Below are 13190 nucleotides of genomic sequence, written 5' to 3'. Positions count from 1 at the left end.
GTAGCCTCCGGTACATGATTCTTCGCACTGTGGCGGTGGCCGCCGCCGTTCTGATGGCATCCGCGTCGCCCGCCCTGGCGAACCCGGAAGTGTGGAACTGGGGGTCCATCTACTCGGCCGACCGGGCGGGCAAGGCCAAGGGGAAGGTGATGCACGACCGGCCGGGGTTCGTGGTGAACGGGAAGCTGTACGACTTCCCGGGCCGTAAGGGGTGCTCCTGGCTGACGTTCCGGTGGGTCAAGGAGAAGGGCGGCAAGGGGTACAAGACGTACCACAACTGCTCGGGAACGAAGCCGCTGGAGTTCTCCTTCCCGACCGGATACATGCTCTCCATCGAGGGCAAGGTGTGCCGTGGCACGTCCACGAAGGCCACCGGCAAGTGCTCGACCTGGGAAGGAGTCTGGGCCCAGGGAGGCTGAGCTTGTCGGTGCTCGGCGGTAGCGTTTGCTCAGGGGCGTTGGACGAGAGGAGACCCTCGTGAGTGAGCGTAGCGAGCGAACAATCAGACGCAGCAGTGATTCACTCACGCGACCGACGGAGGAGGGCGCGTGAGTGAGCCTGGCGCCGAGGTTGCGGGCGTGCCGGTGGCCGCGCTCAAGCGGCATGCCGAGCTGAGCGAGCTGGTCGAGGACGCTCGCTGGCGCTATTACGTGCTCGACCAGCCCACGGTCAGCGACGCCCAGTTCGACGGGTGGTTCAAGGAGCTGCTGGCGCTGGAGGAGGCACATCCCACGCTCCAGACGCCCGACTCGCCCACACAGAAGGTGGGCGCGCCGGTGTCGGGCGATTTCGCCAAGGTGCAGCACCTCAACCGGATGGAGAGCCTCGACAACGCCTTCAACGAGGCCGACATGGCCGCCTGGATGCAACGGGCCGAGCGGCTGGCCGAGGGCGACCCGGGGCCGTACCTCTGCGAGCTGAAGATCGACGGGCTGGCGATCGCGCTGGTCTACCGCGACGGCAAGCTGGAGCGGGGCGCGACCCGTGGCGACGGGCGCACGGGCGACGACGTGACGGCCAACGTCCGCACGATCAAGGGCGTCCCCCATCGGCTCAAGGGCGACGACATCCCCAGCCTGGTCGAGGTGCGCGGCGAGGTCTACATCCCGGTCGAGGACTTCAAGAAGCTCAACGAGCAGCTCATCGAGCAGGGCAAGCCGCCGTTCGCCAACCCGCGCAACTCCGCGGCGGGCACGCTGCGGCAGAAGGACCCGCGCATCACGGCCCAGCGCCCGCTGCGGATGCTGGTGCACGGCATCGGCATCTGGGAGGGCTCGCCCGTGCCGAAGGCGCAGTCCGAGGTCTATGACCGGCTGCGGGAGTTCGGGCTGCCGGTCAGCGACCTCTACAAGGTGCTGCCGGACTTGACCGGGATCAACGAGTTCATCGAGCACTACCGGGTGCACCGGCACGATCCCGCGTACGAGATCGACGGCGTGGTGGTGAAGGTCGACGACTTCCGCACGCAGCGGGAGCTGGGCTCCACGTCGCGGGCGCCGCGGTGGGCGATCGCGTACAAGTACCCGCCGGAAGAGGTCAACACCAAGCTGCTCGACATCCAGGTGGGTGTCGGCCGCACGGGGCGCGTGACGCCGTACGCGGTGATGGAGCCCGTGTCGGTGTCGGGCTCGACCGTCGAGCGGGCCACCCTCCACAACGCCGCCATCGTGGTCAAGAAGGGGGTGCTCATCGGCGACACCGTGGTGCTGCGCAAGGCGGGCGACGTCATCCCCGAGATCGTCGGGCCGGTGACGGCGCTGCGCGACGGGTCGGAGCGCGAGTTCGTCATGCCGACCCACTGCCCGGAGTGCGGCACCTTGCTGGCGTACGAGAAGGAGGGCGACGCCGACCTGCGCTGTCCCAACGCGCGCGGCTGCCCCGCCCAGATCCGCGAGCGCATCTTCTTCGCGGCCGGTCGGCGCGCGCTCGACATCGACGGGCTCGGCTACGTCGCGGCCACCGCGCTCACCCAGCCGCTGCCGCCCCAGGAGCCCGTGGTCCGCACCGAGGCCGACCTGTTCGACCTGACGCTGGAGCAGCTGCTGCCGATCAAGTCGGTGGTGCGCGACCAGGACACCGGCCTGCCCAAGCTCGATCCCAAGACGGGGGAGGAGAAGGTCGTCACCTTCTTCTCCAACATCGACGGCAAGCCCAGCCAGAACGCGCTGCAGCTCATGGAGGAGCTGGAGCGGGCCAAGCAGGTGCCGCTCGCGCAGTTGCTGGTCGCCCTCTCCATCCGCCACATCGGCCCGCCCACCGCGCGTGCGCTGGCCGACGAGATGCGGTCGATCGACCGCATCATGAACGCCTCGGAAGAGGAGCTGGCCGCCGTCGAGGGCATCGGGCCCCGGGTCGCGGCCACGGTCCGGGAGTGGTTCTCCGTCGACTGGCACCGCGAGATCATCGAACGGTGGCGGGCCGCCGGAGTGCGCATGGAGGACGAGCCCGCGCCGGAGAAGGGGCCGCAGACCCTCGCGGGGCTGACGTTCGTGGTGACGGGGACGCTCGAGGGCTACACCCGCGACTCGGCCTCCGACGCGCTCACCAGCCAGGGCGGGAAGGTGTCGGGGTCGGTGTCCAAGAAGACGTCGTTCCTGGTGGCGGGGGAGAACGCGGGGTCGAAGTACGACAAGGCGGTGAGCCTCGGGGTGCCGATCCTGGACGGGGCCGGGTTCGAGCTCCTGCTGAAGGACGGCCCGGAGGCGGCGGCCGCGGCCGCGATCACCCCGGAGGCCTGACCCTCGGCCGCCGGTGCCGGCGGCCGAGATTCCCTTTCCCGGCGCTGGTGTGCGGTGAATGGCGTGTGCGCAGTCCGGCGCTGGTGTGCGGCGCTTCGCCGGTGCATGGTGTGCGGCGCCGGCAGTGAGCGCGGCGCCCCGGGAGTGAAGGTGCGGCGCCAGAGGCCCGGCGTCGGGTGAGCGGCGGCGTGGTGCCGCGTCCATGTAGCGGCGGCGGCGGCCGTGGCGAAGTACGGCCGGGGTGGCGCGGTTCGAAGGGCCGCGCCGTGACGGCAGCGTGTGCGGCTTGCTACTTAGGGTGGTTTTTGGGTATATGTCGGAAAGGAGAAGTGACGGAACGTACGCGCTTGGTTTCGCGAAGTGGGGTGAAGGTCGTACCCTCCCATAGTGACCTAATGGGGGTTCTGTTACCGATGACTGGCCCAACCGACACCCGCGACACCGGACCACGCGTCGGCACGCCGCTGTGGGCGTTCCTCGCGGGCATAACCGTGATCGGCTTCACCGCGCTCGTGGTGGCCATGCTCAGGCTGGACGCAGCCGGGCTGCTGGGGCTTGCCCGCACGTCGCTGTTCTGGATGCTGTCGGTGCTGACCATCCTGGGCGAGCTGAGGCCCGTGATGGTGTCCTCGGCCACCGCCGTGGGCGGCACGTACCCGTCCACGATGTTCACCTTCGCCGTGCTGCTGCATTACGGGCTGCCCGTCGCGGTGCTGATGCAGGCCGTCGCCGTCGCCATGAACGGGGTGGTGACGCGCAAGTCGTGGCATCGGGTCATGTTCAACATCGCGCAATCGACGCTCGCGCTCACCGCGGCGGCCGTGGTGCTGGGGCTGTTCGGCATCGTGCCGAGCCCGGCCGTGCCCTGGGTGCCGGGCGGCGGCGACCTGCCGGCCATCGCGCTGGCCGGGGTCGCGTACTTCGCCACCAGGGCCACCCTCGTGTGCGGCGCGGTCGCGCTGCACGAGCGGCGTTCGATCGCCCGCGTGCTCAAGGCCACGGTGGGCCCACAGGCTCTCGTGTACGCCGGGCTGCTCGGCCTGGCGCCTCTGGTCGTCGTGGTCATGGAGCACTCGCCCGGCCTGGTGCCCCTGTTCGTCGCCCCGCTCACCGCCGTCTACTTCACCGCCACGCTCTCCATGCGCCGCGACCATCAGGCCCTGCACGACGAGCTGACCGGCCTGCCCAACCGCAAGATGCTCATCGTCAGCACGGAGGAGGCGCTGGCCGAGGCCAGGCAGGAGGACCGGGTCGGTCTGTTCCTGCTCGACCTCGACCGGTTCAAGGAGGTCAACGACACGATGGGGCATCCGGTGGGCGACCGGTTGCTGCAGATGGTCGCGCACCGGCTCACCCATTCCGTACGGCCGGGCGACGTCGTGGCACGGCTGGGCGGCGACGAGTTCGCGGTGCTGCTGCCCTCGATCAGGGACGCGCACGCGGCCAGGGAGGTCGCGGCCCGGCTGCGTGCGGCGCTGACCGAGCCGGTCCGGCTGGAGGGCATGACCTTCGACGTGGACGGCTCCGTGGGGATCGCCCTCTATCCGGACCACGCCCCCGATTTCGAGCTGCTCCTGCAGCGGGCCGACGTGGCCATGTACCTGGCGAAGGAGGGGCGCAGCGGCGTGGAGCTCTACCAGCCGGACAAGGACCGCAACTCGCCGGAGCGCCTCAACCTGCTCGGCGACCTGCGCCGCGCGATCGACAGCCGCGAGCTGCGCCTGCACTTCCAGCCCAAGGTCAGCCTGGAGACGGGCGCCGTCCAGGGGGTCGAGGCCCTGCTGCGCTGGCACCACCCGGTGCGCGGGCCGATCGCTCCGTCGGAGTTCGTGCCGCTGGCCGAGCAGTCATACCTGATGCGGCCGCTCACGGCGTACGTCATCGAGGAGGCGCTCGAGCAGGGCGCCCGCTGGTGGCACCAGGGGATGCGGGTGCCGATCTCCGTCAACATCTCGGCCCGCGACCTGCTCGACTCGGCACTGCCGGAGCGGCTGGAAGAGGGCCTGGCCAACTACGGGCTGCCGCCCGGGGCCATCCAGCTGGAGGTGACGGAGCGCATCCTGACCGGCGACCAGGCGTACACCCAGGAGACGATCAAGGCCCTGGCCACGCTGGGCGTGCCGCTGGCGCTCGACGACTTCGGCACCGGCTACTCGTCGCTCATCAGGCTCCAGCGCCTGGCGGTGTCCGAGGTCAAGATCGACGCCTCGTTCGTACGCCGGATCGCCGAGTCGGAGGACGACGACCGGATCGTCCGCTCGATCGTCGACCTGGTCCGCTCGCTCGGCCTGCGCTCGGTCGCGGAGGGCGTGGAGTCGGACGAGGTGGCGATGAGGCTGGCGGAAATGGGGTGCGACATGGGGCAGGGGTGGCTGTTCGGCCGGCCCATGCCCGCCGCCGACGCCACGGTCTGGCTCAGGGAGCACGCGGGCGCGGGACCCGGCATCGAGTACAGCTACCGGCCGGAGGTCAGCCGCTCGGCCTGACGCGGGGGCTGCCCTAAGAGGGGTTAATGGTTCGGGCGCGCTACGTCAAGCCCCCTAGGATGGCAGTGTCCAAAGACTCCATCCACGAAACGGGTTAACCGACTCATGTCCGCCATAACCCGCGACGAGGTCGCACACCTGGCCCGGTTGTCCAGGCTGGCGCTCACCGACGACGAGCTCGACCACTACGCCACCCAACTCGATGCCATCATCGAGGCGGTCGCGAAGGTGGCTGAGGTCGCCGCCGAGGATGTGCCGCCTTCGTCGCACGCGCTTCCGCTGACCAATGTCTTCCGTGCCGACGAGGTGCGACAGTCCCTGACGCCCGAACAGGCGCTCTCCGGCGCGCCCGCCGTCGAGGACGACCGCTTCCGGGTGCCGCGCATCCTCGGGGAGGAGGCATGAGTTTGATTCGCAAGACCGCCGCCGAGCTGGGATCGATGATCGCCGGTGGCGAGGTGTCGGCCGTCGAGGTGGCCGAGGCGCACCTCGACCGCATGGCCGAGGTGGAGCCCAAGATCCAGGCGTTCCTCCACGTCGATCGCGAGACGACGCTGGAGCAGGCGCGGGCCGTCGACGCCAGGCTGCGGGCGGGCGAGAAGCTCGGGCCGCTGGCCGGCGTGCCGATCGCGCACAAGGACATCTTCGCCACGCGCGACATGCCCACGACGGCCGCGTCCAAGATCCTCGAGGGCTGGCGCCCGCCGTACGACGCGACCGTCACCGCGCGGCTGCGCGAGGCCGGGCTGGTCTTCCTCGGCAAGACGAACCTGGACGAGTTCGCCATGGGCTCCTCCACGGAAAACTCCGCCTACCAGATCACCCGCAACCCGTGGGACCTGTCCAAGGTGCCGGGCGGCTCGTCGGGCGGCTCGAGCGCCGCCGTGGCCGCGTACGAGGCGCCGCTGTCCACGGGCACCGACACGGGCGGCTCCATCCGCCAGCCCGCCTCGGTGACCGGGATCGTGGGCATGAAGCCGACGTACGGTGGCTCGTCCCGTTACGGGCTCATCGCGTTCGCCAGCTCGCTCGACACGCCGGGCCCGTTCGCCCGTAACGTGCTCGACGCGGCGCTGCTGCACGAGGCGTTCTCCGGGCACGACCCGATGGACTCCACCTCGGTCGACGCGCCCGTGCCGAGCGTGGTCGAGGCCGCGAAGCACGCCGACGTCGCCGGCATGCGGATCGGCGTCGTCAAGGAGTTCGCCGGCGAGGGCTACCAGGCCGGCGTGCTGGCCCGCTACCACGAGGCCGTCCAGCTCCTCGAGTCGCTCGGGGCCAAGGTCGTCGAGGTCTCCTGCCCGTCGTTCACGACCGCGCTGCCCGCGTACTACCTGATCGCGCCGTCGGAGTGCTCGTCCAACCTGGCGCGCTTCGACGCCATGCGCTACGGCCTGCGCGTCGGCGACGACGGCACCCGCAGCGCCGAGGAGGTCATGGCGCTGACCAGGGCCGCCGGGTTCGGCGCCGAGGTCAAGCGGCGCATCATGCTCGGCACGTACGCGCTGTCGAGCGGCTACTACGACGCCTACTACGGCCAGGCACAGAAGGTCCGCACGGTCATCTCCCGGGAGTTCGAGGCCGCCTACCAGCAGGTGGACGTCCTGGTGTCGCCGACCACGCCGACCACGGCGTTCTCGATCGGCGAGCGCGCCGACGACCCGATCGCGATGTACCTCGCCGACCTGTGCACCATCCCGTCCAACCTCGCCGGCAACGCGGCCATGTCGGTGCCGGTCGGCCTGGCCGACGAGGACAACCTGCCGGTCGGCCTGCAGATCATGGCGCCGGTCCTGGCCGACGACCGCTGCTACCGCGTCGGCGCCGCCGTCGAGAAGGCCCTGGAGAGCCGCTGGGGCGGCCCGCTGCTGAAGGAGGCCCCGTCGCTATGACCATGGTCTATGACGAAGCGCTCGACCGGTTCGAGCCGGTGCTCGGCCTGGAGACGCACGTCGAGCTGGGCACCACGTCGAAGATGTTCTGCGGGTGCAGGACCGCCTTCGGCGCGCCGCCCAACACGCAGGTCTGCCCGACCTGCCTGGCGCTGCCCGGATCGCTGCCGGTGGCCAACGCCATGGCCATCGAGTCGACCATCCGCATCGGCCTGGCGCTGAACTGCTCGATCGCCGAGTGGTGCCGCTTCGCCCGGAAGAACTACTTCTATCCGGACATGCCGAAGAACTACCAGATCTCGCAGTACGACGAGCCGCTCTGCTTCGACGGTTACATCGACGTCGAGGTCCAGGGCGAGACCGTGCGGATCGAGATCGAGCGGGTCCACCTGGAGGAGGACACCGGCAAGTCCACCCACATGGGCGGCGCGACCGGGCGCATCCACGGGGCCGACTACTCGATCGTCGACTACAACCGCGCCGGCATCCCGCTGGTCGAGATCGTGACCAAGCCCATCCCGGGCACCGACCGGCTCGCGCCCGAGGTGGCCAAGGCGTACGTCACCGAGCTGCGCGAGATCATGCGCTCGCTCGGCGTCTCCGACGTGCGCATGGAGGAGGGCTCGCTGCGCTGCGACGTCAACGTGTCGCTCATGCCGCGCGGCTCGTCCGAGTGGGGCACCCGTACGGAGACCAAGAACGTCAACTCGCTGCGCAGCGTCGAGCGGGCCGTGCGGAGCGAGATCGAGCGGCAGGCGGCCGTCCTGGCCGACGGCGGGAAGATCATCCAGGAGACCAGGCACTTCCACGAGGACACCGGCACCACCACGTCCGGCCGGTCCAAGGAGGAGGCGCAGGACTACCGCTACTTCCCCGAGCCCGACCTGGTGCCGATCGAGCCCGACCCCGCCTGGGTGGCCGAGCTGAAGGCGGCGCTGCCCGAGCTGCCGTCGGTCAAGCGCAAGCGGCTGCAGGCCGAGTGGGGGCTGTCCGACCTCGACATGCAGGCCATGCACAACGCCGACGCCATCGAGCTGGTCGAGGCCACGGTCGCGGCGGGCGCCCCGGCGGCGGACGCGCGCAAGTGGTGGATGGGCGAGCTGGCCAGGCGCTCCAACGAGACCGGCACCCCGCTGGCCGACCTGCCCATCACCCCGGCCCAGATCGCCAGGGTGACCGAGCTGGTGGCCTCGGGCGCGCTCAACGACAAGCTGGCGCGCGAGGTGCTCGAAGGCGTGCTGGCCGGTGAGGGCACGCCCGACGAGGTGGTCGAGAAGCGCGGGCTGCAGATCGTCAGCGACGAGGGCGAGCTGCTGGCGATCATCGACCAGGTCCTGGCCGACAACGCCGACGCGGCCGAGAAGGTCAGATCCGGCAAGATCGCCGCGGCGGGCGCCCTGGTGGGCGGCGTCATGAGGGCCAGCAAGGGCAAGGCCGACGCGGCCCGCGCCCGTCAGCTGATCCTGGAGAAGCTGGGCGTCTCCGAGTAGTCGCCGCTGTCGCAGGAAGGCCCCGCCGCCATGGGTGGCGGGGCCTTCGTGCTGTGCCGGACGGCGGACGCACCCCCCATGGGGGTCCTAGGTCCAATTGCCGGTGGCGAAGTAGGGCCCCCGCTGGATGTGGGCAGAGGCCGGTGGCCGTAGGTTCGCCGCATGACGAGGAGCGCGTTGACGGCGGGCCTGGTGGCGATGGTGTCGCTGGTGGCTTTCGAGTACATGGCGGTCGCCATCGCCATGCCGGTCGTGGCCAAGGACCTCGGCGGGCTGGAGCTGTACGGGCTGGCGTTCAGCGGCGCGATGGCCGCCAGTGTGGTCGGGACCGTGCTCGGCGGCCGGTGGGCCGACGTGCGCGGCCCTCTGGCTCCCCTGTGGACCGGCGTCGCCGGGTTCGTCGGCGGACTGACGGTGGCGGGGCTGGCGCCGAGCATGGAGGTGCTGATCGCCGGACGGTTCCTGCAGGGGTTCGGCGGTGCGCTGATCAGCGTGGCGATGTACGTGGTGGTCGCCCGGGTCTATCCCGAGAGCCTGCACCCCAAGATCTTCTCGCTGTTCGCGACGGCGTGGGTGGTGCCCTCGATGGTGGGGCCGGCCATCGTGGGCGTGGTCACCGACACGCTCGGCTGGCGCTGGGTGTTCCTGATGGTGCCGATCTTGACTGTGGCCGGCGGCCTGGTGCTGCTGCGCGGGCTGGCCGGGCAGCCGCTGAGCGGCGGGCAGGCCGAGCCTGCGCCCGGCCTGCCCGGCAAGGTCGCCTGGGCGGCCGTGACCGCCGTCGGGGCGGGGCTCATGCAGTACGGCAGCGACGGGCGGCTGCCTCTCCTGATCGCGGGCCTGGTCGTGCTGGCCGTGGCGCTGCCCAGGCTGCTGCCCGCCGGCACGCTGCGTGCCGTTCGCGGGCTGCCCGCCGTGGTGGGGCTGCGCGGCCTGGCCGCCGGGGCGTTCTTCGCGGCCGAGGTGATGGTGCCGCTCATGCTGATCGAGCAGCGCGGCCTGTCCGCGCTGACCGCCGGGTTCGCCCTCATGGGCGGCTCCCTGACGTGGTCGTTCGCGTCGTGGCTGCAGGGCCGCGAGATCTTCAGCCAGATGACGAACCTGCGGCTGGGCTCGGCCGCGATCGCGCTCGGCATCCTGCTGATGGGCGCGGTGACGTTCACCGCGGTGCCGGTGGCGCTGGCGTACCCGGCGTGGATCGTCACCGGGTTCGGGATCGGGCTCGTGTACCCGACGCTGTCGGTCCTCACGCTGGAGCTGTCGGCGCCCGGCGAGCAGGGCAAGAACAGCTCGGCGCTGCAGGTGGGCGAGTCGGTGTTCTCGGTGGTGGCGGTGGCCGTCACCGGCGCGCTGTTCGCGGCCGCCGGGTCGGGCTACTGGGCGGTGTTCGCCGCCGCGTTCGTCATGGCGCTCGCCGGGCTGGCGATCGCCCCACGGTCCACGAAGAGCGGTTCCGCCGTGCCGGCGGAACCCTCTCCGACGTCGCTCACTCGACCGGTGTGACCGCGCGCCCGCGGGCCGACAGCTTCCTGAACACCGGCGCGAGCAGGGCCAGGACCGCCAGGACCAGCAGCCCGACGGCCACGGGGCTCTTCACCAGCACCGTCACGTCGCCCGCCCCGATGGCCAGCGCCCTGCGGAGCTGGATCTCCGCCATCGGCCCCAGGATCATGCCGATCACCGCCGGGGCCACGGGGAGGCCGAAGCGGCGCATGGCGTAGCCCAGGAGGCCCAGGATGTACAGGACGACGAGGTCGACCACGGTGCCGTTCAGGGCGTAGACGCCCAGGGCGGCGAACAGGACAATCCCGGCATACAGGTACGGGCGCTCGATGCGCAGGACGCGGGCCCACAGAGGCGCCAGGGGCAGGTTGAGCACCAGCAGCATCGCGTTGCCGATGAACAGCGACGCGATCATGCCCCACACCAGCGCCGGGTTGTGGTCGAACAGCTGCGGGCCCGGCTGGAGCCCGTACTGCTGGAAGGCGGCCAGCATGATCGCGGCCGTCGCCGACGTGGGCAGGCCCAGCGTGAGCAGCGGGACCAGGGTGCCCGCCGCCGAGGCGTTGTTGGCCGCCTCGGGCCCGGCGACGCCCTCGATGGCCCCCTTGCCGAACTCCTCCTTGGCGACCCCGCGCGCCAGCCGCTGCTCGGCCGCGTACGACAGGAACGTGGGGATCTCCGCCCCGCCCCCGGGCAGCGCGCCGAACGGGAAGCCCAGCGCGGTGCCGCGCAGCCAGGGCAGCCACGAGCGCCGCCAGTCGGACCGGCCCATCCAGGCGCGGCCCACCGGCACCACCTCGGGCGACCCGTGACGCAGCCGCGAGGCCACGTACAGGGCCTCGCCGAGGGCGAAGAGGCCGACCGCGACGATCACCACGTCGATGCCGTCGAGCAGCTGCGGGATGCCCAGCGTGAGCCGGGCCTGCCCGGTCTGCTGGTCGATCCCGATGAGCCCGACCACCAGCCCGAGCCCCAGGGAGGCCAGGCCGCGCACGACCGAGCGGGACAGCACGGAGGACACGGCGGTGAAGGCCAGGATCGCCAGCGCGAAGTAGTCCTCGGGGCCGAACGCGATCGCGAAGCTCACCACCGCCGGCGCGGCCACGACCAGCAGCGCCGTGGCGATCGTGCCGGCCACGAACGACCCGATGGCCGCCGTGGCCAGCGCCTGCGCCGCCCGGCCGCGCCGGGCCATCTTGTTGCCCTCCAGCGCCGTGATCATCGACGACGACTCGCCGGGCGTGTTGAGCAGGATGGAGGTGGTCGAACCGCCGTACATGCCGCCGTAGTAGATGCCCGCGAACATGATGAACGCGCTGGCCGGCGGCACCGTGAACGTGATCGGCAGCAGCAGCGCCACGGTCATCGCGGGCCCGATGCCGGGCAGCACGCCGACCAGGGTGCCGAGCGTGACGCCGACGAGCGCGTACATGAGGTTGACGGGGGTGAGAGCGGCGGCGAAGCCGTCGATCAGAAGCTGCAGCGACTCCACCTAGATCACCCCCGCCAGCGGGCCGCCCGGGAGCGACACGCCGAGGCCCTTGACGAACAGCAGGTACGTGGCCAGCCCCATGACCACCGAGACCACAGCCGCCCGGCGCTTGTGCTCGGCGCCCAGCGCCACCGACAGGCCGAAGAACAGCAGGCTCGCGCCGATGATCCAGCCGACCACGTTCAGCAGCGCCGCGAACGCCAGGAAGATGCCGCTGACCAGCCCGACGCTCCGCCAGTCCGCGGGCGCGTCCACGTCCACGTCCTCGCTCTCCTCGGGATCGCCGTGGCCGCCGCGGATGACGTCCGCCACGTAGAACAGGCCGATGAGGACCATGGCGCCGCCGACCAGCATGGGGAAGAAACGCGGCCCGATGCCGAGCTGTGAGGCCGCCGCGGAGACGTCGAGCGTGCCGATCACCACGAACACGCCCAGCGCCAGCACCACGACCGCCAGCCCGAGCTCGGGCCGCCACCAGCGCGCCATCAGGAGACGAGCCCCATCTCGGCGATGATGCCCTTGACCCGGGTCTGCTCGGCGTTCATGAAGTCGGCGAACTGCTGACCGGTCTGGAACGAGTCGATCCAGCCGTTCTTGGCCACCGCGTCCTTCCACGGCTGCGAGTCGTGCATCTTGGTGACCAGGTCGGTCAGCGCCTTCTTGTCGGCGTCGGAGAGCCCGCCGGGGGCGACGAAGCCGCGCCAGTTGGACAGCTCGACGTCCAGGCCGCCCTCCTTCAGCGTGGGAGCGTCCAGGCCGGAGACCCGCTGACCGGAGGTCACGCCGAGGGCGCGCAGCTTGCCGGACTTGACGTGCTCGGCGAACTCGCCCACGCCGGAGATGCCCGCGCTGACCTTGTTGCCGAGCAGCTCGTTGAGCGCCTCACCGCCGCCCGAGTGGGCGATGTAGTTGACCTGCTTGGGGTCCACGCCCGCGGCCTTGGCCATCAGGCCGGCCACGATGTGGTCGGTGCCGCCCGCGGAGCCGCCCGAGATCGACACCTTCTTGGGGTCGGCCTTCCAGGCCGCCACCAGGTCCGCCAGCGTCTTGTACGGGGACTCGGCCGGGACCACGATGATCTCGTACTCCTCGGTCAGCTTGGCGATGGGCGTGGTCTCGGAGAGCGTGACCTTGGACTTGTTCTGCTCGATGGCGCCCACCATCACCAGGCCCATGGTCATCAGCAGGTTGCCGTTGCCCTTCTCGCCGGCGAGCTGCGCCAGGCCGATGGTGCCGCCCGCGCCGGGCACGTTGTACACCTCGACCTTGCGCTTGGAGTCGGCGGCCTTGATCGCCTGCTCCGCGATGCGGGAGGTCTGGTCCCAACCGCCGCCGGGCGCGGCAGGAGCCATGATCCGCAGCGGGCCGTCGGCGGAGGCGCCGGTGCCGGATGCGCCGCAGCCGGTCAGCGCGGCGAGGGAGAGTGCCGCGAAGGCGGCGAATACGCGCAAGCGCATGATCAACTCCTGGGGGGGATTTCACGGTTGTAAAACTGGGATGGTGAAGCCCCGGCCCGCCCGCGTCGAGGGTTTGCACGCTTGCCGTCATAGTGGTCGTATTGGTCGCGACCTGGCCGTGACCTGCGTTTG

General features: G+C 70.9%; 10 protein-coding genes. 7 read left to right on the top strand and 3 right to left on the bottom strand.

Annotated features, from left to right (window positions below; translation table 11 throughout):
* Positions 1-14: 14 nt before the first annotated feature.
* From AB0J64_RS05135 to AB0J64_RS05105, 7 genes are all read left to right on the top strand, one after another.
* A complete protein-coding gene (locus tag AB0J64_RS05135) occupies positions 15-419 on the top strand; it encodes a hypothetical protein (protein ID WP_364020872.1) in 405 nt (134 codons plus the stop codon).
* A 129-nt stretch (positions 420-548) separates the two neighbouring features.
* On the top strand, positions 549-2738 hold the full coding sequence (ligA, locus tag AB0J64_RS05130; protein WP_364020869.1) for an NAD-dependent DNA ligase LigA: 2190 nt from the start codon (positions 549-551) through the stop codon (positions 2736-2738).
* Between the two features lie 413 nt (positions 2739-3151).
* Positions 3152-5224 (top strand): EAL domain-containing protein, encoded by a 2073-nt coding sequence (locus tag AB0J64_RS05125; RefSeq protein WP_364020866.1) that lies wholly within the window; start codon positions 3152-3154, stop codon positions 5222-5224.
* A 105-nt stretch (positions 5225-5329) separates the two neighbouring features.
* Positions 5330-5629 carry an Asp-tRNA(Asn)/Glu-tRNA(Gln) amidotransferase subunit GatC gene (gene gatC, locus AB0J64_RS05120; RefSeq protein WP_139632249.1) on the top strand — a complete coding sequence of 100 codons (300 nt, stop codon included), beginning with the start codon at positions 5330-5332 and terminating at the stop codon, positions 5627-5629.
* The gene (gene gatA / locus AB0J64_RS05115; RefSeq protein ID WP_364020862.1) at positions 5626-7116 is read left to right on the top strand and encodes an Asp-tRNA(Asn)/Glu-tRNA(Gln) amidotransferase subunit GatA; all 1491 of its coding nucleotides are present in this window, start codon (positions 5626-5628) and stop codon (positions 7114-7116) included. Before gatC ends, gatA begins: the two co-directional genes overlap by 4 nt.
* Before the next feature lie 2 nt (positions 7117-7118).
* A complete protein-coding gene (gene gatB / locus AB0J64_RS05110) occupies positions 7119-8606 on the top strand; it encodes an Asp-tRNA(Asn)/Glu-tRNA(Gln) amidotransferase subunit GatB (protein WP_364021400.1) in 1488 nt (495 codons plus the stop codon).
* Positions 8607-8768: 162 nt separating this feature from the next.
* Positions 8769-10109, top strand: a complete 1341-nt coding sequence (locus AB0J64_RS05105; RefSeq protein WP_364020858.1) for an MFS transporter — start codon at positions 8769-8771, stop codon at positions 10107-10109.
* Here the strand turns inward: AB0J64_RS05105 and AB0J64_RS05100 are convergent.
* From AB0J64_RS05100 to AB0J64_RS05090, 3 genes are read right to left on the bottom strand one after another with little or no spacing between them, the layout of a single operon-like run.
* Positions 10093-11601: a tripartite tricarboxylate transporter permease gene (locus AB0J64_RS05100; RefSeq protein ID WP_364020855.1), complete on the bottom strand. Its 1509-nt coding sequence runs from the start codon at positions 11599-11601 to the stop codon at positions 10093-10095. The two genes, AB0J64_RS05105 and AB0J64_RS05100, sit on opposite strands and share 17 nt — an antisense overlap.
* Positions 11602-12087 carry a tripartite tricarboxylate transporter TctB family protein gene (locus AB0J64_RS05095; RefSeq protein WP_364020852.1) on the bottom strand — a complete coding sequence of 162 codons (486 nt, stop codon included), beginning with the start codon at positions 12085-12087 and terminating at the stop codon, positions 11602-11604. It abuts the gene before it with no gap.
* The gene (locus AB0J64_RS05090; RefSeq protein ID WP_364020849.1) at positions 12087-13058 is read right to left on the bottom strand and encodes a tripartite tricarboxylate transporter substrate binding protein; all 972 of its coding nucleotides are present in this window, start codon (positions 13056-13058) and stop codon (positions 12087-12089) included. Before AB0J64_RS05090 ends, AB0J64_RS05095 begins: the two co-directional genes overlap by 1 nt.
* Between the last annotated feature and the right edge of the window lie 132 nt (positions 13059-13190).

The organism is Nonomuraea sp. NPDC049695 (assembly GCF_040674955.1).
In the GTDB taxonomy this organism is placed as follows: domain Bacteria; phylum Actinomycetota; class Actinomycetes; order Streptosporangiales; family Streptosporangiaceae; genus Nonomuraea; species Nonomuraea helvata.
Note: the sequence above shows the minus strand (reverse complement) of the source record. Positions and strands in the feature narration are given on the sequence as shown.